At 44.9% G+C, this 26,722-nt stretch carries 18 protein-coding genes; 13 read left to right on the forward strand and 5 right to left on the reverse strand.

Annotated elements, in window-relative coordinates; all coding sequences use genetic code 11:
- Positions 1–427 precede the first annotated feature (427 nt).
- Genes ACAM39_RS05560 through ACAM39_RS05575 form a run of 4 tightly spaced genes read left to right on the forward strand, consistent with a single transcriptional unit; the run spans position 428 to position 5,050 of the window.
- On the forward strand, positions 428–2,026 hold the full coding sequence (locus ACAM39_RS05560) for an AmpG family muropeptide MFS transporter (protein ID WP_369628523.1): 1,599 nt from the start codon (positions 428–430) through the stop codon (positions 2,024–2,026).
- Positions 2,019–2,894, forward strand: a complete 876-nt coding sequence (gene prmC / locus ACAM39_RS05565; protein WP_369628524.1) for a peptide chain release factor N(5)-glutamine methyltransferase — start codon at positions 2,019–2,021, stop codon at positions 2,892–2,894. The genes ACAM39_RS05560 and prmC overlap by 8 nt, the downstream gene beginning before the upstream one ends.
- A gap of 34 nt (positions 2,895–2,928) precedes the next feature.
- Positions 2,929–3,723, forward strand: coding sequence for a HesA/MoeB/ThiF family protein (locus tag ACAM39_RS05570; protein ID WP_369628525.1), 795 nt, complete (start codon positions 2,929–2,931; stop codon positions 3,721–3,723).
- A 13-nt stretch (positions 3,724–3,736) separates the two neighbouring features.
- Complete coding sequence (locus ACAM39_RS05575) at positions 3,737–5,050, forward strand: ABC1 kinase family protein (protein WP_369628526.1); 1,314 nt, start codon at positions 3,737–3,739, stop codon at positions 5,048–5,050.
- Between the two features lie 12 nt (positions 5,051–5,062).
- On the opposite strand, the gene ACAM39_RS05580 is transcribed toward ACAM39_RS05575, so the two are convergent.
- Both ACAM39_RS05580 and ACAM39_RS05585 read right to left on the reverse strand, forming a co-directional pair.
- On the reverse strand, positions 5,063–7,273 hold the full coding sequence (locus ACAM39_RS05580; RefSeq protein ID WP_369628527.1) for a DNA primase: 2,211 nt from the start codon (positions 7,271–7,273) through the stop codon (positions 5,063–5,065).
- Positions 7,274–7,360: 87 nt separating this feature from the next.
- Complete coding sequence (locus ACAM39_RS05585; protein WP_369628528.1) at positions 7,361–8,443, reverse strand: outer membrane protein assembly factor BamD; 1,083 nt, start codon at positions 8,441–8,443, stop codon at positions 7,361–7,363.
- 175 nt (positions 8,444–8,618) lie between these two features.
- On the opposite strand from ACAM39_RS05585, the gene ACAM39_RS05590 reads away from it, so the two are divergent.
- On the forward strand, positions 8,619–9,752 hold the full coding sequence (locus ACAM39_RS05590; protein WP_369628529.1) for an RluA family pseudouridine synthase: 1,134 nt from the start codon (positions 8,619–8,621) through the stop codon (positions 9,750–9,752).
- Positions 9,753–9,772: 20 nt separating this feature from the next.
- On the forward strand, positions 9,773–10,120 hold the full coding sequence (locus ACAM39_RS05595; RefSeq protein WP_369628530.1) for a DUF3147 family protein: 348 nt from the start codon (positions 9,773–9,775) through the stop codon (positions 10,118–10,120).
- 11 nt (positions 10,121–10,131) lie between these two features.
- On the opposite strand, the gene ACAM39_RS05600 is transcribed toward ACAM39_RS05595, so the two are convergent.
- The 3 genes from ACAM39_RS05600 to ACAM39_RS05610 form a co-directional block, all read right to left on the reverse strand.
- A complete protein-coding gene (locus ACAM39_RS05600; protein ID WP_369628531.1) occupies positions 10,132–10,947 on the reverse strand; it encodes a TIGR03915 family putative DNA repair protein in 816 nt (271 codons plus the stop codon).
- Between the two features lie 84 nt (positions 10,948–11,031).
- On the reverse strand, positions 11,032–12,288 hold the full coding sequence (locus ACAM39_RS05605; RefSeq protein WP_369628532.1) for a putative DNA modification/repair radical SAM protein: 1,257 nt from the start codon (positions 12,286–12,288) through the stop codon (positions 11,032–11,034).
- Positions 12,289–12,500: 212 nt separating this feature from the next.
- A complete protein-coding gene (locus ACAM39_RS05610; protein WP_369628533.1) occupies positions 12,501–13,070 on the reverse strand; it encodes a hypothetical protein in 570 nt (189 codons plus the stop codon).
- Between the two features lie 348 nt (positions 13,071–13,418).
- On the opposite strand from ACAM39_RS05610, the gene ACAM39_RS05615 reads away from it, so the two are divergent.
- From ACAM39_RS05615 to ACAM39_RS05645, 7 genes are all read left to right on the forward strand, one after another.
- On the forward strand, positions 13,419–14,615 hold the full coding sequence (locus ACAM39_RS05615; protein WP_369628534.1) for an amino acid aminotransferase: 1,197 nt from the start codon (positions 13,419–13,421) through the stop codon (positions 14,613–14,615).
- Positions 14,616–14,905: 290 nt separating this feature from the next.
- Positions 14,906–15,688 (forward strand): vWA domain-containing protein, encoded by a 783-nt coding sequence (locus ACAM39_RS05620; RefSeq protein WP_312176063.1) that lies wholly within the window; start codon positions 14,906–14,908, stop codon positions 15,686–15,688.
- Positions 15,689–15,752: 64 nt separating this feature from the next.
- Entirely contained in the window at positions 15,753–17,876 is a 2,124-nt protein-coding gene (locus tag ACAM39_RS05625) for a PP2C family serine/threonine-protein phosphatase (protein WP_369628535.1), read from the forward strand.
- Positions 17,877–17,879: 3 nt separating this feature from the next.
- Positions 17,880–20,372, forward strand: a complete 2,493-nt coding sequence (locus ACAM39_RS05630) for a hypothetical protein (RefSeq protein ID WP_369628536.1) — start codon at positions 17,880–17,882, stop codon at positions 20,370–20,372.
- Positions 20,373–20,413: 41 nt separating this feature from the next.
- Entirely contained in the window at positions 20,414–21,343 is a 930-nt protein-coding gene (locus tag ACAM39_RS05635) for an RDD family protein (RefSeq protein ID WP_369628537.1), read from the forward strand.
- Between the two features lie 49 nt (positions 21,344–21,392).
- Positions 21,393–23,627, forward strand: coding sequence for an FtsW/RodA/SpoVE family cell cycle protein (locus ACAM39_RS05640; RefSeq protein WP_369628538.1), 2,235 nt, complete (start codon positions 21,393–21,395; stop codon positions 23,625–23,627).
- Between the two features lie 59 nt (positions 23,628–23,686).
- Positions 23,687–26,719: a hypothetical protein gene (locus ACAM39_RS05645; protein ID WP_369628539.1), complete on the forward strand. Its 3,033-nt coding sequence runs from the start codon at positions 23,687–23,689 to the stop codon at positions 26,717–26,719.
- Positions 26,720–26,722: the final 3 nt, after the last annotated feature.

Here is a 26,722-nt window from a genome sequence, read left to right on the forward strand (position 1 = left end):
ACTATCGACTACACATAAGCTTTCATTATCAACTGCCGTGACATGATAGGCATTATTTTGCGGATAGATAGCAATCGGCTATTGCATAATTTGCCCCAAAGCCGTTAACAGCTAACAACTAACAAAAAAGTTGAAAGTCACCGCAGGGTGCCAATTATAGCATATTACCATAAAATCGCAGGTTCAAAACCTAGCGGCTTTCGTCAGGCTTATTTAATAGGCTTAAAATTTAAAAAAATTGATAAGTCTGCAGACATTGACCTAGTTATTGACTTAGTTATTGATTCAGTTGCAGCACCGCCTTTTCAGATATCGACGTCTCAGACAGCCATCATAATTTTAGTTTGTCTAGACCTAGAAAACCGCTACAATAGCAAGATTTTAATAAAGTTTTGTGGTAAATCGTGCGTGACGAGTGAGAGGTAACATGGAAATATCAAAACAACCTGTGGCAAACGACCAAGCGGCGCTACCAAGCGAAAGCTCAACAGCCACAAAAAAGTCTTGGGGCGAAGCCATCAAAGCCTATATGGACAAGCGCGCTTGGGTGATGTTGCTATTGGGTTTCTCTTCAGGGCTACCTTATCTATTGATATTTTCTAGTTTATCAATTTGGCTCAAAGAAGCAGGATTTGATATCAAAATTATCACCATGTTTAGCTGGGCGATGCTCGGGTACTCGTTTAAGTTTGTTTGGTCGCCTCTCGTCAATGCCGTACCGATTCCATTGTTAACCAAAATGCTAGGCCAACGCCGTAGTTGGCTAATTGTGGCACAAATTGTGATCGCCTTTGCAATTTTTATGCTTGGTAGTTTTAATCCCACCAGTGATGTTGTGCTTGATTACATGGCATTTTTTGCCGTGTTGTTAGGTTTTTCAGCGGCGACACAAGACATCGTGATTGATGCCTATCGCATTGAAATTGCTGAAAAATCCATGCAACCCGTACTCTCTGGTATGTTTATGGCAGGCTATCGAATCGGTCTGATTGTCGCAGGGGCGGGGGCACTGTTTTTGGCAGAATATTTTGGCTCGACCAAAGCCACTTACAACTACGCTGCTTGGCAACAAACCTATTATATTATGGCATCTTTGATGCTAGTAGGCGTTGTCACCACTCTTTTGATTAAAGAACCCACCGTCACCCGTGAGCAACATGAACGCCCGATGTCGGATTATTTTCAACTGTTTTTACTATTTTTAATTTCAGTGATTGCGCTGATTTCCAGTTTTATTGTCATCGGTCATGTGCTTCCCGAGACTGAGTCAAAATTTTTGGGCTTTGTTTATGAAAGTATTAAATTTATTGGCGCTGTGGCTATCGCCATTGGTACCGCGTTAGTGTTATTAAAAGCCAAAATCATCAAAAAACAAGTCGCGGTTGACATGTGGGTCGCGCCGATTCAAGACTTTTTCATTCGTTATGGTAAAAAAGCCGTATGGCTGATTTTATTGATAGGCTTGTATCGTATTTCAGATATTGTGGCAGGTACGACGTCAAACTTGTTTTATGTCAACTTAGGCTTTAGCAAAACCGATATCGCCTTGGCAGTCAAAACCTTTGGGATGGGGATGTCAATTGTAGGGGGTATTCTAGGCGGTTTGCTTGCCGAGCGTTTTAAAATCATGAATGCTATGTTGATTGGTGCTATTTTAGCGTCAGCCAGTAATTTATTGTTTGTGATTTTGGCGGGCAAGGGTCACGATTTTTTTTACATGTACTCAGCGGTGATGTTTGATAATCTCGCATCAGGTCTAGCAAGTGCCATCTTTGTCGCTTTTTTATCGGTATTGACCAATATTCGCTTTAGCATGGTACAGTATGCACTGCTTAGTTCATTGATGACGTTAACACCAAAAATTTTGGGTGGCTATTCAGGTGCGATGGTAGAAACTATGGGATATCCTGCTTTTTTCACTTTTACTGCACTGATTGGCATTCCTGTGCTGTTGTTGATTTATATGGTAGATAAGCATGTGATGAGCCAAGATGCGACAAGAGGCGATAACATCACCCATGAATAATCCAGTATCATCTTACACCATTCAATCATTGTTGGGTGTACCAAGCGCGGTTGAAAAACACATCCGTAAACAGTTGCTGGGTGAGTATCTTCATGTAGGGCAGACTTATCTTATTACCCATGAAAGCGAAATGGTAACTGCAGAGATAGTCGCTCAATACTTTGCAGCGTTGGATGAGTTGATAGCCGGTAAACCATTGGCGTATATTTTAGGCAAACAAAGTTTTTGGCAGCATGAGTTTTTAGTCAACCATCATACTTTAATACCGCGTCCTGATACTGAAAGGTTGATAGAGGCGGTGCTTAATCACCATAAAAATAGCCTAAGCAAACCAATGAATATTTTGGATTTAGGCACTGGGTCAGGTTGTATTGCCATCACGCTGGCAGAGGAATTTAAAAATTCATCCGTTAGCGCAGTAGACAAGTCAGCTGAGGCGCTGAAAATGGCAGCACAAAATGCCAATAGAATAGGGGTGAATAATATCGCGTTTTTTGAAGGCGGTTGGTATGAACCCTTTATGACAACCCATGCAGATGAAAATAACAAATTTGATATCATTGTATCTAATCCACCTTATATCGATCCCAACGATCCCCACTTGGCGGGCTTAACCGATGAACCTATTAGCGCGCTAATCGCGGATAACAAAGGCATGGCAGACATCTGTCATATTGTCAAAACTGCGCCACAATTTTTACAGCCTCATGGCTTATTAGCGATTGAACATGGGTATAACCAGGGCGAACAGGTTAGGGGCGTGTTTTTGTCAAATGGCTTTGACGAGGTCATCACTGTCAAAGACTATGGGGACAATGAACGGGTAACGCTAGGTGTAATAAATCAGTGTACTAAATTAATGGGCTAAAATAGCCTAAGTAAATATGTAAAATTTAACTACTATGTCAAAACAAACCGAATTAACCGATGCAGAAATGCTACGCTATGCTCGCCAAATATTGCTAGAAGGGTGGGATATAGAAGCACAAACGCGGCTAAAAAATAGCTGTGCGATTATTATTGGGATGGGCGGGTTAGGTTGCCCACTTGCAGAGACCTTGTGTCGTGCTGGCATTGGCAAACTACTGATTATTGACGATGATACGATTGATGAGAGCAATTTGCAGCGGCAGTCGCTATTTACCCCAAACGACATCGGTCAATCTAAAGCGTTGGTAGCCAAGGCTAAATTACATGAAATCAATGCATTTTGTGAGGTTATCGCCATACAAGCACGTTTGACAGCCGATAATTATCAACAAATGGTTGAACAAGCAAATATAAATAGCCTAAGCAAATTAATCTGTGATTGTACCGATAACTTCAGAACACGAGACCTCATTAATACCATCGCTGTCAAGTCGAATTTATCATTGTTATCAGCTTCCGCCATTGCGCAAACCGGGCAACTGGCATTATTTGCGCCGCAGCAAGGTTGCTATCATTGCTTGTTTCAAGGGGCAGGGGATGATGAGCGAACTTGTGCTACTAGCGGCGTGCTTGCCAGTACCACCCAAATCATCGGCAACCTTCAAGCCCAAGCGGCTTTGAGTTTTTTGGGACTCGGCATCAATCCTATAGCGCAAACGTTATTGCTATGGAACGGCAAAACCATGAATCTTAAAAAACTTCACTATCGTAAAGACGCTAACTGCGAGATTTGTAGCCAACCATCCGCTATCACAGACGTCATTTAAACTAGAGTTAATCATGCAAAAAAATCACTTTTTTAAAAAATCCTTAAATGTCATTCAGCGGGTCGGGAAGACGGCAACCGTGGCTGGCAAAGCAGGGCTACGTATCGCCCAAGGCGAAAAAATGACCCCAACGCTGCTGCGCCAAAGCTTTGAAGCGTTGGGTACTACCTATATCAAAATCGGTCAGTTTATTGCCAGTACCCCGTCCATCTTTCCTCGCGAATATGTGACAGTATTTCAAGGCTGTCTGGATCAAACCACGCCCATGCCTTATAGCTATATTGAAGGCGTCTTAAGAGAGGAACTGGAAAAAGATGGGCAGACATTGGAAGATATTTTTCAAAGTATTGAGGTCAAACCGCTAGCGTCTGCATCCATCGCCCAAGTCCACAGTGCTGTTTTAAAAAATGGCGATAATGTGGTGTTGAAAGTGCAAAAACCTGAAGTAGACACCATCATTCAAACCGATTTAGGCATGATGGTTGGGTTGACTAAACTGATTGACATTATCGCACCGTCGCTAAAATTTGCCAGTATTTCACCCATTATTGATGAAATCCGTTTGCGCATGGCAGCAGAAACGGACTTCTTACAAGAAGCCAAAAACATTGATGATTTCCAAGATTTTTTGAAAAAAACCGACAATCATAAAGTAGTCGCGCCCGATGTTTATCATGATATCAGTACCAAAAAAGTACTTGTCATGACCCGGTTTTTTGGGGTATCGATGATTGATGATGCTGCCATGCGTCAATACTGCAAATACCCCGCGCAGGTGATGACAGATACTTTAAATACGTGGTTCTCTAGCTTGATGCTGTGCAATAGTTTTCATGCCGATTTGCATGCAGGCAATTTGATGTTGTTGACCGATGGTCGTATTGGCTTTATTGATTTTGGGATTGTAGGCAAACTTGAACCCAAAGCGTGGCAAGCCAGTATGGGTATAATGGATAGTTTTGCTAAAGAAGACTATCGCGGCATGGCGCATTATATGGTTGAAATGGATATGACCCATGCGCGAGAGCAAGTCAATGTCGATGTCCTTGCGCAAGATCTTGAATCAGTGATGAAAAAAATCTTGGCGGAAGATAGTTTATTTATGGGAAAAACCATTGACCAAACTATGCCAAACCGATTAAAAGATCATACTGATGAAATCAATCAAATGTTGCTTGAAATGGTGGAAGTCGGTAAACGCCATGGTATTCACTTCCCAAGAGATTTTGCGCTACTCACCAAACAACTATTATATTTTGACCGTTTTATGAAAGTACTCGCCCCTGAGATGGATATGTTTCATGATGCGCGGATTAAAATGGCATAAACACGCGATGAATTAATCCTCTTTGCGCTGTAGCCATGTTCTAAGCCAAGTTAAAATCGCTTGGTGGTGTTTAATACATAGGCTCAGCGCCTTTAAGTCTGCTTTTAGGGTTTTTTGTTCGCGCTGTAGAGTTTCTAACATCAATTGAACCACCAACTCTGTCACCAGGTCCGAGATATCATCAATATTGCGCTGACTGAGTTCCTTAAAAAACCGCGCCCAATGTTTGACAAGTTTGTTTTGCTGCTCTGATGTCAAGCCCGCCAGTATAAAATGCGCTTTGGCATTAATTCGATCGTAAGTTGACCATTTTGGGTTATCAAAATCCTGCAATCTTGACTGAATGGTTTGAATCCAAGTAATCAAATTCAATAATTCTTCATCGGCAATGGCTTGCCAAGTTAGGCAGCAGCTTTCATCATAGTTTTTGCAGGGCGCATCGATGACATCTGTGATAACATCAGTGTCACCAGTTGAATTTTCATCTAATCGAATAGGGGCTGTTGGTTTGGTAGATGGGTGTTTCGGCTTAAAAACATTAGCCGCTTCGCTGCGCTGATAAATCTCGCGGATCACAGATTGGCTAATGCGGTTATTTTCCAGACTGCCTAACAGCTCTGGTTGAAACAAAAAACACAACTGCAGATGCAGTTGTACCGTCAATTCGCTATCAAAATTGAGCAGGGCATCTTGCGCTTGCCGTGCTTGGTTTTTTCGCCCCAATCCCATTTTGTTCTTGATGTCTTCACGCAGCAACCAGCCATAACTGCCTTTTGGCAGTTTTTGGGTCAGCGCAGAGAGTTGCTGCAAAATTTTGCTGCGATTTTCAGGGGTATTGGTAGGATATTGACGCGTCAGACTTGAATACAAATACGCTGATAGGGGAACGGCTTGGGCGATTTGTTGCTGCATCGCTAACAAACCATGCGCTTTGACATAACTATCAGGATCATGATTATCTGGCAGTGTCAAAAAGTGCAATTCCTTGCCATCAGTGAGCGCAGGCAAACCCACTTCCATGGCACGCCAAGCGGCTTTTTGTCCTGCACTATCACCATCAAAACTTAAAGTAAGTATGGGATTAAATTGCAGTAATCTTTCGATTTGTGATTGCGCTAGTGCTGTTCCCATGGAGGCAACTGCGCCATACACGCCCGCTTGATGAAGGCTTATGACATCCATATAACCTTCAACCACCAGCCAGTCTTTGGCTTTGGCCTTGCGCCCTTCAAAAAGACCATACAACACGGCTTGTTTATGAAATACAGGTGAATCTGAAGAATTGATATACTTGGGCTGCTCATCATCAGACATGGTGCGACCGGCAAAGCCGATCACCCGCCCTTGTTGGTCGCGAATGGGAAAAATCACCCGATTGCGCAGCAAATCAAAATCACGTCCATTTTGCGAAGTGCGTACCAATCCCAAGATTTTTAAACCTTCGATATCTTGGGGAAAGGCTTCTTCAAGATGTTGCCAACCGTTTGGGGCAAAACCCAAGGCAAATTCTTCGATAGTGTGCGGCGTCAGACCACGTTTGAGCAAATAATGTTGGGCAAAGCTATTTTGCTGTAATTGATGTTGATAAAACTGGCAGATTTGGGTGAGTAAGTCGTATAAACTTGATGAACTATCCTGCGGACTGCTATTACCCATGTCATCAAAGGGTGAAAACCCGCCAACGCTTGCGTCATCATAATCAGCAAAAGGGATAAAGCTCGCATCTAAGCTATCAGACGTTTGAAAATCATCAAAAGCGTCTATCCACAAAGCCTCTGCATCGGCAATAGACGGACGCTCGGCAACATCGGATTCAGAGAGGGCTTGGGCGGGACTTTGAGCCAGATTTTGATGAGAGGATGCCCTTGCTTGCGATACAGCAGGTTTGTGCTGAATAGGTGTTTTTTTATAGGTATGTGATTTTTTGACAGGCTCTTTGGGCAGCTCAATCCCCGTTTGACGGGACAGTTCTTTGAGCGCTTCACCCGCGGTGAGGTTTTCGTACTCTTTTAAAAAGGTGAGCGCATTGCCCGCGACACCACAGCCAAAACAGTTATATAGCCCTTTTTGCGGATTGACAAAAAATGAGGGCGTTTTTTCTCCATGAAAAGGGCAACAGCCTTTGAATTCATTGCCCGAACGTTTGAGCTCCACATGCTTGCCAATAATCTTGACGATATCAGCATTGGCAATGATTTGATCAATGATGGCATTGTTACTCATGGTAAAAAGCGCATTTCCAGTTAAAAATTAGCTGATTGAAAAAAAATAGCTAGGATAAACCTAGCTAATGTTAACAGGGTTTATAGATTATTTGACTTGACTGGTATTGTCAGGTGGCAGACCCAAACCAATTGTAGTCTCACGTGGTCTGGTCGGTGTTTCATCATTTGCCGTGGTAGCCGGACTTGGCAGGCGCATTGCCGCAGCTTGCTGAATTGAGGTCTGAATCACTTGCGGCTTGGTGTTGCCTGAGTATTGCCCAGACTGCTGGGCTAGCCCTTGAACAGCAGCATTTTGTGAGCTTTGACCCAACACGCCCAATGTGGCTTTATTTAACCAGTTTGAACCGGTACGGGTATTATCAAGTTTGACGTTGCCACGCGCATCAATCAGCGCAGGGTAGTTGATACGAAGTAGTTGTTTATATTGGTTGGCGGTATCTGTCATTCCCAGTTTATCATAGCTATAGGCGATGGTTGCAATAGACTCTGGAATTGCCTCGCTTTGTGGATAGTACTGAAACACCCATTTAGCACGGTTGGCGGCTGCCACATAGGCTTTGCGTTTAATATACCAGCGCGCTACATCCATCTCACTTTCTGCCAATTGGTTATAAATATAACGCATACGTAGCGCAGCGTCTGGGGCATACGCACTATTGGGAAAGCGATTAATCAATTGCTGAAAATTATTAAACGCAATACGCGAATAGCCCATATCACGGTGTGCAGGATTGAGCTTGGTGTATTTCATCACGCCGCCTGATGCCGCCTGCATATTTGAGATGCCGCGAACATAGTACGCGTAGTCAACTTGCGGGTTGGACGGGTAAGACTGGATAAAACGATCGGCACTGGCAATCGCATCTAAATAGTCACCATGTTGGTACTGCGCATACATCAGGTCAAGTAACGCTTGCTCGCTGTAATCACCCACAGGATAGAAAGTCCGCAAGTCGTTTAACTGGCTAATCGCTTTGGCAAGATTGCCTTTTTTGATGTTGTCAGACGCTGCTTGGTAGTAGCCTTGTTCGCTTTTTTCAGCTTTGGTCGCGACGACTTCGTCTTTGCCACCCAACAATTTTGAATTTTTTAGCGTTTGACAGCCAGATAAAGTGGTCAAAGCCAGAGTAATTGCGGTGACACCCACAACTTTGGAAAGATGATGCATACGAACCTCAAATCTATTGCAAAAATATTTGCCCATCATAATACTTATTGTTCAAAACTGAATGCAAAATATTGTATTAAAAATTTCACTAAGTCTATCACGAAACGTTATACTTTGTGACCTATCCACGCATATTAATTTTGCAAACCCCCTATACCCTAAGTCTGAACTGTTTATGACCAAGCCAATCGCCTCACATCCGAGCAACTTAAATCCAATCGAATCAAACATCGAATCTATGAATGAATCTATGACTCAAAACAATACCAATCAACTCGAAGAAGAATGGGAAAATCTGTCACAACCACACCCAAGCCATCAAAACCTGCAGGCTCACGACGCTGGCAGTCATCAAATTATCCAAAATTATACAGTCAACTCTGAGCAAATAGGGGAGCGCATTGATAAAATTGCTGCCTTGGTGTTTAGCGACTATTCGCGTGAGCAAATTAAAAATTGGCTTGAGTCAGGCGAACTGACCGTAAACGGCGCAGCGCAAAAACCCAAATATCGTCTTAAGCCCAACGATATGTTGGTGCTTAAAGCGAGTTTGATCGCTCAACAGCAAGATTTGCCCGAGAATATCCCACTTGATATCTTATATGAAGATGAGGCGGTGCTGGTCATCAATAAGCCAGTAGGTTTGGTCGTCCATCCTGGCGCAGGCAATGGCTCGGGTACGCTAGTCAACGCGCTGCTTTTTCATTATCCTGACAGCCGCACGCTACCTAGAGCAGGATTGGTACATCGAATCGATAAAGAAACATCGGGTTTAATGGTGATTGCTAAAGACAGTCAAAGCCAGCTGCATCTAATTAATCAGCTTAAAGACAAATCCGTGTACCGGCTTTACCAAGCGATTGTGTTGGCGTCCGCGGCTGAGCTTGCCCGCCATCGCACCATTGATGCACCCATTGGTCGCCATCCGACCCAGCGTACCAAAATGGCGGTGGTGGGTAGTGGCAAACCCGCTGTCACCCATCTTGAGAAAATCACAGCGATAAGCGACGCTGTCTCATTGGTCAGCGTCCGTCTTGAAACAGGGCGTACCCACCAAATTCGGGTACATTTATCCAATTTGGGATTTCCGTTACTCGGTGATCCGCTGTATGGTTCCGCTCGCAAAAATGCCATATTGTTAAAAGCATTGGATGACGATCAAAAGCAAATCGTGCTACAATTTCAACGTCAAGCGCTGCATGCTTATGAGCTTGGCTTTATCCATCCCAAGACGGGCGAGCCCATTAAAGTACAAGCGCCATTACCCGAGGATATGCAACAGCTACTTGAACATTTACAGTCAATATAAAAACATGGTAGATATATCACATGAATATCTGGTTTAAATATGCCATCACTGCATTAATGGTGGTATTGGTTTCAGAGTTTGCAAAACGCAGTGACAAGCTAGGAGGATTTATAGCCGCGTTGCCATTGGTGACGATTTTGACCTTGGTTTGGCTGTATCTTGAACATCAACCTACCCAAAAAATCGCCAATCACGCCTATTACACATTTTGGTATGTGATACCCACCTTGCCGATGTTTTTAATTTTTCCATATTTGCTGCCAAAAGTTGGCTTTTGGGCGGATTTGGGCATTTGTATCGTAGTGACGGTTATGATCTTTTGGTTATTGGCCAGACTACTAAGCAATTTTGGTATTCAATTATTGTAGAAAAGCCAAAATTAGACCATTTTTTCCGTTAAATATTTCCAATAGCGTTTCGGCATATATTGGATATGCAGCTTGCGATTTAACCGCTCTTTGATGGTCACGTGAGTGAAATATTTTTGCCAAAGCGTTTGGTATTGTTGTTCTGCCTTGCTATAAAATTGCTGCGGATGCAGTAGCGCTTCATCATCTACATCAAAGATGATATGGACTTGTTCGCTGGGATCATCGTGAGCGTAATAAATACCAAACCCGCGTTTGACATCATATATCGCCCAAGTTTGATCGGCATAGCGTTCTTTAAAATGCTGATGCAAAATGGGTAATACATTAAAATCGGGCTCAACGCGCGCAAAATATACCGGTTTTTCAGTGTCTGGCATTTGCATTTGTTCAAATCGCACAAACGCCTGCATACGGTGGCGCTCACGCCCGACCATTTTGATAAGCTTGCTCACTGCCATCACATCCGCATGGGTATAATTCTCCCACACATCAAGGTTGGGATTGGACAATTGAAACCGTACCACCCCAAACAGATGACTATACACGGTAGGCGATTCTGATAAAAAGCCCCACAGCAGTTGCCGCATACCGTTTTTGCCAAAGACGTGCGCTAATTTATCACTCACCCGTAAGGTCTTGGCTTCATCGGTCGCGACGGTGACAGTGTCTTGCCAAAAATTGGGCACCACTTCATGCTCGGCTTGAATGGTCACAATCGGGGTGTGCTGCCAACCATTCTCATAAATGGTGAACACACACGTGAGCCAGCCTTCAAAGCTGCCATCAAAGATTAAAATGGGGGTCTCAGCCGTCACTAAATCCATAAAAGATTGACCTTTTGCACAGTGGACTTTAAAACCTTAATTTTAAAAGATTGATTTTAAAAAATTAATTCTAAAATAATAATGCTAAAACAACGCCAATTGACCATGCCGTTCGGCTTTGAATTTGGTTTGGGTCTGCGCCAGTACATAATCGCGAAAGTTATCCTGGGTTAAATGACTTAAATGCTCATTGCGACCTTTGAGTGCGATAAAGTATTTGGCACGGTTTACGGCAGCGCCCATTTGCTTGAGATGTTCGAGCGTCAAGGTCGAAAATTTTCGTGCCTGAACAATTTTTTTGGCGGTTCGGGTACCAATACCAGGAATACGCACAATCATTTTGTAGGGCGCGGTTTGGATATTGACGGGGAAATGTGACTTATTACGAATCGCCCAAGCCAATTTGGGGTCACAGTCCAAATCCAAAAACGGATGGTCATCGGGTAGAATTTCTTCTGCTTCAAATCCATAAAAACGCATTAACCAATCCGCTTGATACAAGCGATTTTCTCGCACCATCGGCACAGGGGTACCCATGGCGGGCAAGCGATTGTCACTGAGCATAGGCACATACCCTGAATAGTACACCCGTTTTAGGTCATATTCTTGATAAAAATGGCTCGATAAACGGATGATTTGTAAATCGGTCTCTTGCGCTGCGCCCACAATCAGCTGGGTACTTTGACCCGCTGGGGTAAATTTTGGGGTATGTTTGTGTTGCTTTTTACTGTCTTTAAACACCACGATTTGTTCTTGTACCACTTTCATTGGCGCTTTCATATCGTCATGGTTTTTTTCAGGTGCGAGAAATGCCAAGCCAGATTTGGTGGGGATTTCCATATTGACGCTTAAGCGATCGGCATACAATCCTGCTTCCTGCATCAACTCAGCAGATGCACCGGGAATGGTTTTTAGATGAATATAGCCATTGAATTTGTGCGCAAGACGCAAGGTTTTGGCGACACGAACCAATCGCTCCATGGTATAGTCGGGCGATTTAAAAATCCCTGAGCTTAAAAACAAGCCTTCAATATAGTTGCGCCGATAAAACTGCATGGTCAAATCAACCACTTCTTCAACAGTAAATGCTGCGCGCGGCGTATCGTGACTGCGCCGTGAGGTGCAATACGCGCAGTCGTAGATACAATGATTGGTAAACAATATTTTTAATAAGGAAACACAGCGGCCATCTTCGGTATAACTATGACAAATACCCGAATTAGCCGTGCCGAGTCCTTTATTATGATTGTCACGCTTACTGCCACTTGATGAACAGGAAACATCATATTTGGCAGCATCGGCTAAGATGGCTAATTTGTCTTGCAATCTTTCATAATTCATCGCGTAAACCTTGCATATCTCATATATGAGCAGATAAAAACATAAAAAATAGGTTGCAAAATTAAACTTAAGATGAGTATTTTACCTTATCAGCGGCTAAAAATACGGTTAAAAAAAAGCAAGACGACAACATGTGACGTCTTGCTTTTGGTAGATTAACTAATTAGTATCTACGAATTACGAATTACGAATTACGAATTACGAATTACGGATTACGGGTTAACGATAATAGCCGGTGCAGTCGTGACAGGCACGGTGGTCATTGTCGCTACCGCAGGCGTTGATGCCGGTAGCAATACGGGTGTTGTCGTGGTAGTAGAAACAACGGTGGCAGGTTTTGACACGGTTATTGTTGCGCCTGAGCCTGTTTGTAACGTCACTGGGGTGGTGGTATTGACATTCGATGTTGATACTACAGTGGTACTAGGTAGTGTTGTAATAGGGGCTGTTGTTACCACAGGTGCTGTGGTAGTGACGACAGGCGTAGAGGTAGAGACAGTGCGATAGGTCGGCGTGGTGACAATTTGTGTCGGGTAAAATGGCATACCGTCAACGATGGTAAATCCATTGGGGCGAACCATCACTGTATCGCTAGTGCCATCGATATGTTGATTAACAATCGTTGTGGTTTTTGGCGCGACGCGAGTCGTCGTTACCGTTGTGGTTTTTTTGGCGGCGGCTTTAACGGTACGCGCATTACTGGGGGTCGCCACGGTACTCATGGCAATCACCGCAACTGTCGCGGCAACGATTTGGGATTTTTTTATAGCAGTCATCATCATGTTGTGTTTCCTCAAAAATACACGCGGAATTGATAAAATTATTATGCGCATATTATTGATAGAAATATAAGTTATAAATGTAAATAACAAGCAAAATTTGCAATTTATGCGATAGCTGCTGTGAAAAAATGTAACTACATGAGTAGGTTAACTCATTAAACGGGACACTTTGATAGGCTTGAATTTTTGCTAATTAAAGCGCTTAGACCAGCAAAAAAATAGGCGTGACGGTTGTTTTATTGGGTTACAAGGTTTATCCTTATCCGTTGACATTGAATATTTGGGCAATGCCACGTTAGCGTAAATTTTTTAGCAGTCAAACTTATCAATTAAATGTAGGAGCTATTCATGTTTTCACATGTAGAACCGTATGCGGGTGACCCGATTTTGGGGCTGATGGACAAGCATAAACAAGACCCACGTGCCGACAAAGTTAATTTGGGTGTGGGTGTATATTTTGATAATGACGGTAAATTACCCGTCCTCAACTGTGTGCAAAAAGCTGAAGCACAAATCGCTAATCCACCAAAACCACGTCCCTACCTGCCAATGGACGGTTTGCCAGGTTATCGCGCTGCTTGCCAAAACCTATTGTTTGGTAAAGACGCACAAGTATTAAAAGACAAGCGTGTAGCAACCACAGCGACCATAGGTGGTTCGGGCGCGCTCAAAGTCGGGGCTGATTTTATTCATGCTTGGTTTCCACAAGCCAAATGCTATGTGTCTGACCCAACGTGGGCAAACCATATCGGTATCTTTGAAGGGTCTGGTTTTGCGGTGGGCAAATATCCTTACTATGATGCAGCGACCAATGGCATCAAATTTGATGAACTAATTGCTTTTTTAAACACCTTGCAAGCCCATGATGTGGTGTTGCTGCATCCCTGTTGTCATAACCCAACGGGCGTTGATTTGACCCAAGCGCAATGGGATCAAGTCCTTGAAGTAGTAAAAGCGAAAAACTTGCTTGCCTTTATGGATATTGCTTATCAAGGCTTTGGTGAAGACATGGATGCAGATGTCTATGCGATTCGCAAAGCAGTGGACATGGGTTTGATGTTCTTTGTCAGTAATTCATTCTCAAAAAATCTATCATTGTATGGTGAACGCGTTGGCGGTTTATCTGTGGTGTGTAAAGACGAAGCACAAGCCAAAGCGGTACAAGGTCAATTGCAGTTCAATATCCGCCGCATTTACTCAAGCCCACCTTCGCACGGCGGTCACGTGGTTGATATCGTGATGAATGACGAAGCGTTATTCAATGAATGGGTACAAGAAGTGTATGTGATGCGCGATCGTATCAAAGACATGCGCCAAAAACTGCGTGACAGTTTAGAAGCCAAATTACCCGGTCGCAGTTTTGAATATATCACCAAGCAAAACGGTATGTTTAGCTATACTGGTCTCACCCCTGAGCAAGTAGCGCGCATTATCAAAGATTTTGGTATCTATATGGTCGCTAATGGTCGTATCTCGGTTGCCGGTCTAAACGCTAGCAATATCGACTATGTAGCCAATGCCATGGCAGAAGTGTTAAAAGACTAAGCTTGTTAAATGTGCTTATTAAATAAGCCTGTTGAAAAACTAAGATAGCTTAAATCATCAAAACCCTTAACCGCGTGTTAGGGGTTTTTTATGACGTATGGCTTACGATTTATAAGTGATGGTGTATGACTTATGATTAACGGGGCGGGGGAGTATTTAAGCCCTTCTGGTAAGATTGTAGAAATATTTTTGACTGTTGTTAATTAAATCCCCACAAAAAACCTTGCTTTTCGTATCGGCTTTTGCTGAGATACCGATTACAATAATTTTTATAAAAATAGGATATCTTTATGGTCGCCCACAACCCCATGCCCAATTTTCAAACCGCAACTGATTCTACGCCGCCATCCATCCCGCAAGCCCTCACCCCCCAGTTTCGTGAAATCGACTATGGCAATAACGTCGCCCAGCGTACCCTGTGCGTTTTGGTGTTGGATTTGTCAGGCTCAATGGCGATACGCTCAGGCAATGGCGACAAACGCCGTATCGATATGCTCAATGAAGGGATTGAAGCGTTTTATCATGATTTGATGAAAGATGAAACAGCCCGCAACCGTGTGCGTTTAGCCATTGTCATCGTAGGCGGGGTCAATGATACCGCAGAGCTGATGATGGATTGGACGGATGCGATTGATTTTTTCCCCATTAAATTTCGTGAAAATGGCATGACGCCGCTAGGACAAGGTATGTTACTTGCGCTCAATTTGATTGAGCAAGAGCGTATCAATCTACGCGACAACGGTATCAATTATACCCGTCCTTGGGTTATTGCCATGACGGATGGTCTGCCCACCGACAGCCAAGATGTGTGGCAGGCGGCTATCAATCAATGTCACCAAGCCGAGCAAAATAATCAATGTATTATTTATCCGATTGCCATTGATGCGGGCGTGCAAGAAGTTAAGATGCTCAAACAACTGTCGATTTTAACCCCGCCCGTGCATCTCAACTCCGTTAAATTTGTCGAATTTTTTGTGTGGTTGTCCGCGAGTCTTAAGACCGTGTCACAATCTGCGCCTGGGGAAACCGTGCAATTAGGGAGCATCTCACCGTGGGCGACCATTCAAAGTTGATGGCAAAGCCAATCACCTCCAACGCTCATAATAATAAAAAACCTAAAAAAAATTGGGGATAATGATGAACCAAACCACGGATTTGTTCGCGCAAACATCGCAATCATCAGTCCAATCATCTTGGCAGGTGTATGGCGCATCCAGTATTGGTAAATCCCATATCGACAGCAACCTGCCCAATCAAGACAGTATCTATTTGCAAAAAACCCAAGACGGTATAGCGGCTGTGGTATGTGATGGGGCAGGCTCGGCAAAATTTAGCCAAGCGGGGGCAGCGTTTTTTAGTCAATCGATTGCACAAATGCTGCTTAGTCTCGGTGTCGGTCTCAGTGTCAGTCACAGCGGCATTGCGTTTGATTTGGTGCAAGTCAAACAGCAAATTATCGAGCAATTATCACAAATACGCCTCGACCTGCAGTCGCAGCTGCCCGCCGAATCGAGCCTAAGGGATTATCACACCACCTTTACTGGGCTACTCATCCATGCTAATCATCAGGCACTATTGGTGCAAATTGGTGATAGTCCCCTTATCACCAGCCAATTTGTTGTCCGCCATCCTCACATTGATTATTTTACCAACTTACAAGTGTACGGGGATGATAGCAAGAATGAATACGTCAATGAGACGCATTTTATCACCCAAGACAATTGGCAATCCTTTTTAAGGGTTGAGCCCATTGATTTATCGCAAGTGGATTGCCTTGCACTGATGTCGGATGGCTGTGCGGACTTGGTATTTGAAGGCGCAAGTGTTACGCCCAAAATTTACCGCCCTTTTTTTGGCAACTTGCTGTTTAATTTAACCCAAAGTCAAAGCTCACAGCAGGGCAGCGCGATTATTGAACAGGCGCTTGGCAACCCTGCCACCTATCGATTAACCGGTGATGATAAATCCTTGGTGGTGTTATTAAAAAATCAACAGCATTATCAAAACCTTGAACCGATGGTTGAGATGCAAAATGAAACCCTAGCGAATGAATCCCTAGAAAATGACACTATAGCGACTGCACCAAACAACCCCACGGTTTGGCATACCGATGCTGTCAATCATAAAAACACCCGCGCCACTAGCACGCCAGATGATATAGCCTTTAATAACATAAGCTCCAGTAACATCAATAACATAGCGCCTAACCCAAATCCGCAAGCCAGTGGTGCAGATACTGCTCCTGCAACGCCAGCGGCTACAACGTCGCAGGTGTTGCCCCCTTCACAGTCCGTCAGTGACTCAACCAGACAGCGGCGTAATACCGCTATGATGGCTGGCGCAGCGATGCTCATTGGCACCGGTATATTAGGCTGGGTAAATAAAGATCGATTGCTGCCCACGCAAACTGTCAACAATGCCAATACGGCGGCATCGGTGGCAAGCACAACGCCCACCTCGGCTATAACGCCCCCACTGACCGCGCACGCACTGGGTGATTCCTATGCCATTGATTTGAGCAAAGTTGCAGCGGTTACCGATAGTGGCAATCCGAGCGATGATCCCATCTTAAAGGTAATAATAGCCAGTCCGCAAGGTCAGTCTCTCGATGTCATCGAGCAAAAATCCAAACAAACAAGCAGCGCTAAAACTAAAAACGACAATAAAAACGAAAACAAAAATAGGGTGAATCAGCCATTATTATCCGCCACTGTAACCACGGTGGTCGCTAATAAAAACCCATCGGCTGCAACGGTTGCCAGAATTGCCAGTGGCGCAGCGAGTACCGCTTTGCAAAACCAACATACCGAGACCGAGACTACTTTGACCGCCTCACAATTTAACAATCATGCTGTGAAACTTGCGGCTAAAGCAAGCTGTTTGCCAGTTACCGATACACATGATTTGACAAGTTTGGGTGTCACCATCCAGCCCACGATGAATTACTACAACTGCCAAATTAGCTTGCCTATCAAATCGATAACGAGCCAAATAGCTGGGTTAAGCAAAAAGACGGAAATCTTGGATAGTCTGACGCTCGACAAAGGGTTATCAGAAATTTTAACCGGCTCTAAAACCAATACCGCAGCCAGTGCGTCATCGGTTACGGGCTTGCCTGCTAGCACGGTCAGCGATTCTAGCGGCAATCAGCAAATACAGCTATACTATTTGGGTATTACTGAGCCAGTAGATCATATGAGTGCTACTGCTAGCACTGAGTTAGCCGCTTTACCCACCTCATCTGCCCATCTGAAGAGATAGTCCATGCCGTATTTAATTGCAAACAATCAGCGTATCACCATTGATTTGCCTATCTCTCATGAGATCGGTTCTGGCGGTATGGGCATTGTCTATCGTCTTGGTAATCTGTTAGGCACGGGCAATTTGGTGGCAAAAATCTTTAAAAATCCCACCGATCCCAAAAACCCCAGCGTTGCCAAACTACAAGCCATGATGGCGCACCCGCCTGAGCATATTTATGAAGTGATTAATGGGGTAGGGTATACCCAGTTTGCTTGGGTGAGACATCTGATTGTCGGTGAGCATGATGAGCTTATTGGCTACGCCATGCCAGAGCTGGACTTTGATAGGTCGTTATCGCTCAATCCTTTTATGTACCCCCGAGAGGCAGCAAAACTGACCGCGTATCAGCAGAGTCTCAATTATCGTGTGCAGCTGTGTGCCAATATTAGCGCCTTGATGGCGGACTTACATAGTCATGGGCATGCCTTTATTGATTTTAAAGAAGCCAATATGCGCCTGATGCCAGAGCCAAGGACAGGCATGGATGATGATTATAAAGGCTTTATCGTTGGGTTTATCGACTGTGATAGCTATCGTATTACTGCCAGTGATGGCAGCGTTTATCCCAGTCCTGTCATATCCCCTGAAATGACCAGTCCTGAATATCATGAACACAAAGATATTGGTTTATTGGATGAAAAACACGACCGTTTTGTACTGGCGATTGAGCTGTTTAAAATTTTAAACAATGGTATTCATCCGTTTTATTTTATCCCTGTGTCAGATCGATTAAAAAATGCTGCCCATCGCAACACCGACCAATTTATCAAAGAGCGGCTATATGCTTACGGCTTGCAGCCACAGCCAGAAATTGCACCGCTAAAAAACAGTATTCATGTGTGTTGGGATGACCAAACCCGTGCGCTGTTTGATAAAGCGTTTTTATCGACCCATGCAGCTGATCGCCCAAGCGCCGCCGAGTGGGAAAACCATCTGCGCGGATTGGTTCAACACCGCCAGTTTAAAGTGTGTGAAAATTATCCCAATGATGCTAGCCACATTCATTTTGTCGGTAAACCCTGTCATCGCTGTCTGTTTTTAACCGTACCCAATAACCCGTTAACCACGCCCGTCACACCTGTACCCGCAATCAGCGCTGCAGCGACAACCAGCGTCTGGCAAACCCCGCCTGCCCCTGCTTCTGTAGCGTCCACTGCTGCAAATCAGCCAAGTCATCAGCCAAGCGCGGCTTTGAGCGGTTTGATGGATGATGAAACATTGGCAAATAATCGTCGGCTTGAGCAATCACTCAATACGCAGGCTAACAGTCACAGGGGCATACCGAGCCAACCCATCAATGTAGTCAATGTAGGGGATGCAGTCGACGACGCCACCCAAACAGCGGCGACTCATTCAACAAATGCGATAACAGCACCCGCGCATCACACTGATACTCGAGATGCGACACCCACTACGCCACCGCATACCACTGCCACCGGTGAGGTAGCTGTCAAAAAGCCCTCTAAAGGGTGGCTGATAGCGATGATTGCTGGTCTAATTGCTGGTATAGTGGCAATCGGTGGCTATGGGGTATCAAGGTTAAAATCCGCCTCAACACCCACAACATCACAATCCGCCACTAGCAATCAGTCTGATAATACCAAAGCGGCAAGTAGCGATGACAATCCACAAAAAAAACCCAAAAGCCCAAATAGTTACACTGCCATCATCAAATCGCTGCCGACTGCAAAAGCCACTATGACGCAAGCGCTTAAAGCGCACAATGGCTTTTTTTCTTCCTCATCGCAAACTAGCGTAGCCAAGCTATACCAAGACACGCTCGGTATTAGCCCTGAGTTTTTTGATAACGTAGTCAAGGTGGGTGAGTTTGCCGAGCCATCGCTCAAACAGCTGCAAGAGCTCGGTTACAGCCAAGACATCAATGCAACAAAGCAATACTCGCTTGAAGCCTTTCGCAACGCGGATATGGGCTATTTTAAACAGCAGCCGATAAATAAAACACTTGCCAAACAACTCAATGAAGCGGCAAAAAGCTATTACTGGCGTAAAAAAGATCCAAAAGCCGCCGTTTATCTTCAAGCGCAAGCGGTCAAAAACAACCCCCATCAAGGCGAATATGTTGCCAATTTCGCTTATTATTTATTTAAAAATAACTATCCTTATAGCAAATCTTTTTTGCTTTATGCGCTACAAACGCCGCGTGATAGCAGCAAATACCCCAATACTTATATGATTGAATTGGCATCGGCAATGGCACTGCAAGCGGGTGATGACAAAGGCGCAGTGGGGTCGTTATTGGCGCAGTTTTATACCACGGACGATCAACAAAAACGTTGCCAAAACATGTTAAATTATCCGCAAACCTATCCAGAATTGGTACCCATCGCCGAGAAAGTATTAGCCATTATCGACCAGCAAAACAGTAGCGGCGCAAATCCCGTGCCCGCTGAGTGCTTGCCGCCCTACAACTGGGTGGTTGGATCGTCAAATTAGTTTATCAAATTAAAAATATGAAAATAGGGTAGTAAACATCTATGATTATTGTCTGCCAACAATGTGGTCAAAAATTACCAAAAACTGCGGTTATGTGCCCAAATTGTGGCAATCGTCAGTTTGCGCAACAATCTGATAATCCTACTCAGCCGCAGCAAGCAAATTCGTTTGTACAGTCAAGTGGCTATCATGCTTATGACAGTGCTCATAACGCGTCTCAGACCTCTCAGGTGAACCAGCCCGAACATTCTACTTGGCAAAGTTATACGCCAAATCCATCTGCAGGCAATTATCAACCGACCGATATGCCAGCTGTTCAGGCGAGTCAACCCATGCAGCATCCTGCTCAACCAATCTATGCCCAGCCTAACCCTAATTATGAACAGCCTAATTATGCACAGCCTGATATTGCTCAGGCGTCAAATCCACCCGCGCAACCCACTGACTACGCAAATCCTTATGTCGCTCCCACAGTGCAGCCACAGTACCCTAGCCAATACCCAACGCCCGCTACCAATCAGCTGCCTTCGACCGCGCTGCAGACTCGTAAGCCTGCTTATACCATGCTGTATGCAGGTTTTGTGCGCCGCGCATTGGCGTATCTATTTGATTTAGCTTTAGTGAGTTTATTATTGGGATTGGCTTATCAATTATTGTTGCCGCAGATTTTACCGCAGTTTGGTATTCGTGGGTTTACCGATCAAACGCTTGCCTTGATAGCGTATGGATTTTATTTGTTTTATATGACGTTATTGACCTGTCTAGGACGACAAGCTACGGTGGGCAAGGTGATTATGGGTATGTGGGTGTTTGGTATGCAGGGTCAACGGGTTAATTTTTTCCATGCGTTAATCCGCGAAACCTTAAAGCTTATCTTATTGCCGTTTGGTTTTTTGATGTGGTTTACCGCCCGTAAACAAACGCTGCATGATTTAATCGCACGCACCGTGGTGTTGTATGACCCCAATTAATTTTTAAACAGGGATAGCAATAAAAAAGTTAATCAATTTGGAAAACCCAATGCTAAACATAGTGAGTCGTACAAAAGCCAGCAAAAAACCCAACGCCAAATCGCAAACGTTGAGCGAAATCATAATTTTAGCGGTGGTATGGCTCCTGTTAATTGGCGCATTTTTACTGGCAGATTACGCCCATTCGACCAAACTGCAGCGTTATCAACTCGAATTGATGAGCTATACTAAAGGCATCGCCAAACCGCAACTACTCAGCAAATATTGTGGCGACAACGTTATTACTAATCTGTATGACAACCGTAATAACCCCAACTATGGCATGACTCAAGCCTGTGCCCAAGCCAGTCAGCCCACACAATTAATGAGTGAGGCGAAGCAACATTTTGTCAAAACCCAACAAGCTTTAGCGGCCGCATGGCAGGCCCAAGGCAAACAGCAACGCCAAACTGAGCTGGTTGAAAATGAAACTGAAGTGAATTTGGGTGGCGACAAACTCAGCAATCGACAAGACTGGCTACACCTTAACGCTAACGGGCAACTCGATAGTTTAAACAACCTAATGGCGCTTAAAACCGATAAATTATCCCCCGCCGACCAAGCCAATTTTGCAGTGTCATTGCTTGCGGTTGCCGATGGCAATCGACGTTTTGCCTACAATCGCCTGTTTAGCAATCAGCCTGCCATTGCCAAACTGTTAAATCAATCGGCAAACGATGTCGCCAGTATCTATGACGCCAATAACAACCAACAAAAAGCCCTGCAAGCGAACAATTTACTGCCGTTAATTGGCAAGCCCACCCATTTGGGGATGCTCACTCAGGTGTGTATTTGGTCGTGGGTGACGTGGGGCTTGCTATGGCTGTCGCGGCGTAAGCACTGGCTGGAAGTGTTACCTATAGCCATCACCGTGTGGGGATTGGTCATTGCGGGTGTTAGCCATACAGTGATATTGCCGATGATGGTGGGGGGCGTACTGTTTTGCGTTGGCGTGCTACTGAGTGTGTTAACGATTTTTTCACCCATGCGTCGGTTGATGGAAAAATTCCCCGACAACCGTGCCATGCTGTCATCTGCGTGGATTTATCCGTTGTTTGTAGGCTTTGCCACCTTTGGTTTGATGATTTTATTTGATTTAAGCACCCGCAGTTATCTGTCACTGCGTTATATTTTTCTCAATCATTTCAAAGATTTGTTTTGGTGTTTTGTGTTTATTAGCCTGGCTCGTCCGATTAGCAGTTTGGTTAGTTGGGGGCTTAAAACCCTTGTTGCCAATAACTTACTACACAGCAGTTGGGGCAACGTCAAATCGGCGATGACTAAAGCGCGCGTGTGGCTGCTTGCCTTTGCGGTGGGCTATTTGGGCTTGGCAGTGCTGATTCACAGTGACAGTGCGAAAGTCGCTGAACTGTCAAAAATTTGGCTGATGGTGTTTTTGGGTGTGTTTTTGGCGATTAACCAACGCGGATTAATTAATCATCTGTTCTTTCGCTCCAAAAAAATGACCCTGCTGCTTGCTTTTGCGGTGGTGTTGCCGTTTATCGCGCTGGGTATTGCCAATGAAAAAGGCACCATGCTGGTATTTTTGTTTTTGTTTACCTTTTTGGTGGGCGTGGCGCTATCCAACAAGATTTTCCAAATGGGCGGACGGGGTTATATTTTGGGCGTGTTGTCGAGTACCGCGATTTTGCTTTTGCTGATGATGGTATTGGTGAATTTAAGCGGGTTTGATGCGCGTACTGCCGAGCGGGTCAATGCGTGGGTCAATCCGTTTGTGGCGAGCAACGATCAGATGGCGATTTTGCATTGGTTTCGCGATAGTGTGCCGATGATAGGCTATGGGTTTGGCGATATTCCGTGGTGCGGTTATCATTTGTCGGGCTGTCAGGGCGTGCCGCTACAAATGCAAAGTGACTATACAATTACCTCGGTGATGGCAGTGGTGGGTATCGGGGCAAGTGTGGTGCTGATGATGGTGTATTTTGCGTGGCTTGCATTGATGGCACGTCAGCAGATGGCGTTTGCCAGTGAGCAGATGAAATCACGGCTGTTGTCGGGCGGTTATTTTTTGCTGGCGTGGGTGATTTTGCTGTGGGTGGTGATTACGGTGTTTCAGGCACTTGTCACCATTTCGGGGAATTTAGGAATTTTACCGCTCACGGGGGTGACGTTGCCTTTTTTAAGTTATGGCACCAGTAATTTATGGCTCAATAGTATTATGCTCAGTTTGGCGCTGTTTCAGCCAAAGTTGATGTTGGACGGCAATAAACCGTATGCTCAATAACTTATCCAATCGTAGAAACGTCAAATTTTAGTAAGGCTTGCAAAAATTAAAGGTTCAAAATGACCGAAAACCAAACCCCGAAAGACGAAAACAGTCAAGAAACTATGAACAGTGGCAAGTTAGAAACTGTCAACAACACAGGTTCTGACACGCTGTCACAGGACGAAAATGTCGCTGATTCAGTAGATGTTGAGCAAATCACCACGCCTGCCAATGCCTCCGACAATACGCAAGCAAGTGAAACAAAAAATACTAACAAAAAAATCAAAAACGACGGTAAAGTTGCCAGTTTTCGGGTTTCTCAAGCGCTTTACAAAACCATTTTGACCAACTTACAAGTGATTTTGGTGGTGTTTGTTGTCGGTCTTATCGGCTGGGTGGCGTGGTATCTCTCGCCCTTAACCGCCTCAAATACCACGTACAATGCAGCGGCGAATGAAAACGCCGTGTCACTTGTCGTCGATAACCTGGGTATGGCAGATGTGGTCAACCAAGCCAACAGCCAAAATACTAATAGCCAAAGTACAAACGCTAATCTATCAACTTCGGTCAACGCCACGCCTGCCAAAACGTGCGATTTAACTCAGCCAAAAAACCAAGCCCGTTTTACCGACAGTATCAACCGAGTCAATCAAAGCCTTAACACCTTGTTTCAACAAAAACGTCTAGCCAACCAATACCAACTGCAAACTGCCAGCCTTTGGCAACAAGCCTGTGAGCAACATATCAACGAAGATGCGTTAGCCTTTGCCTTAAAAACGCTTGCCAACCCTGAGCGATTGTTGCAACTACAATGGCGAGAACAACAGCCCAATCGCCGCAATCAAAACGACCCCAATGTCGCCCATATGCCAACCAATTGGCTTACCCAAACCAACCCTTGGTATGGGCTACCGGGCTGTGTGTACATCAAAACCGCCAAAACAGCGGACAATCAAACAGGCTATCTGTATGTCGATAATCGTAGCAATACCATGACTGACACAGGTGACGTTGATCCATTAACCCAGCTTTGTAACAACCCTAGATTGATTCCGGTGTCAGTCAAATCCTTGGTGGTTAAACCATTGACAGGGGCGGCGACTTTACCAAATGCTCAAGCGGCTGACCCCAACAATGCTTTTACTAAAACCAAAAACGATATTCAAAACCAAGCCAATGGCGTGCTGCAAACCCTACAAGACAAACCCACGCAAGATCCGAAAAAACGGATTGCCTCCACCAGCAAAACCGAGGTTGCTTTACCGACCAATCTAGGGTTGATGTATAGCGAATTGTCCAACATTCACGCCAGCCATTTTGACCGTCAGTTGTTGGACGCTTATCAAAGCTACCAACAAAAAAATGATCAACGCAGCTGGTGGCAAAAACTCACGGCACCGCCAATCAATAGTATCAATGTCGATGGCTCGGATATCAAAATCGGCTACAACATGGCGTTAACTCTGGATCCCGCCGTACAGACCAGCGCCCAGCAAGTAGCGGATTGTGTCACCAATAACCCCAATGGCGCGGACTGTAATAGCGTGCTATCGCCTGCGTTGCAAAACGTCGCCAATGGCATGTATGAGAACGCCTTGGTACGCAGTATCGGTATCGCAGTGATTGATGTCAAAACTCAAGGCGTGCTTGCCCTTGCTAGCGCTGACTCCAACTGCTACCGTGCCGATAATGGCGATACCACGATTAAGCCCACAGGTTGCCCGATACTGTGGAAAAAAGACTGGAGCAAGCAAAACCTCATGAACCATGCGTTATACCAAACCGTGTACCCAGGTTCGACCGTTAAAACCGTACAAGCATTGGCACTGGTACGCGCCAATCCGCGCTTTAAAAATACGCAAACCCCTGAAGCGCAATATCTCAAACAAGTGATAGCAAGCTCATCTACCGAAAAAGTGGCGAACTTTTTATATTGTCAACGCACGACCAGTGCAATGTCATTGCAACGTGACCGACAAGGCGTTTGCCCGGGTATGCCCGCCTTTAAAAAAGCCAGTGATGACATGGGCTGGAGTGTGAATTGCGCCGATAAAGGGGGAGTGAATTGCGGATTTAAAGATTTATTGTTTGGTAAAGCCTATAATAGCGACCCGATGCTACAAAGTCGCTATTTTTCAGGTGTCCTGCTCACCGATGGCAAGCAAGATTACACCACCAAACAATTACAATTTACCGAAAGCCAAGTGGCAAGCTGTGTCAAAGCCAATGGCGGACGTATGAATGGGGCGTGTCGTCAAGGGGGCGATGTGCTCAATGCCAGCATGAACCAAGTGTTTGGCGCAGGTAATGCCAAAACCTCGGTACTGGGTGTGTCGGATATGTTTGCCAATCTGCTGATTGCCGATAATGGCGCAACCCAGCGTCGTGGCGTGCATTTGATTGAAGATTTGTGGGGCGTCAATCAAATTCCGCTGCGTCCTAAAGCCTGGCGAGGCGATGCCCAAAGTCAAGAAACGTTGACCACAGCTACCAGCCAACTCGGCGCCATGCCTCTCAATATCAACCAATCTGACGCCCGTGGTGCGCTCAATTTATTATCAGGTACGCTGCTAGCAGGCACAGGTTTGGGCGGCGGCAACGGCACAGCTTTCACTGCCTGTAACCAAGCGATTGGTAGCTGTGCATGGACACAGGGCGTGATGGTGGGCAAAACAGGCACACCCGGCTTTAACTATCCAACCCGCCAAAACGGTCGCAGCTTTTATACCCCCAATGTCACCGTCAGTATGGTGGCAAATCTGTGTAACAATGCAGACATTCGCGCAGGCAAAGCTCAGCCATCGGTGGCGTGTTATGCTCGTCCGTATAAATGGTTTGTCTATGGGCTAAAAGATAAAAATGGCAAATGGGATAAAGCGGTAGCGGTATTGGTTGAACGTAACTGGACCAAAAATGGCTTGGTCGATGACCCTCGCGATGGCATTAACCGAGCAGTACAGGCAGGCATGATATTAGCTAAACAGATGTATCAAAGCTCAGCGATTAGCCATCCTGCCAGCGCCAAGCCACTGGCTGATTCAGTGGCTAGTCCAATGACTGATGCTACGCAAGCTGTTAAAAAAACGCAAACCCATCAATCAAAAAGTTAACCA

It is taken from the genome of Moraxella sp. K02 (assembly GCF_041154755.1).
Classification (GTDB): Bacteria; Pseudomonadota; Gammaproteobacteria; order Pseudomonadales; family Moraxellaceae; genus Faucicola.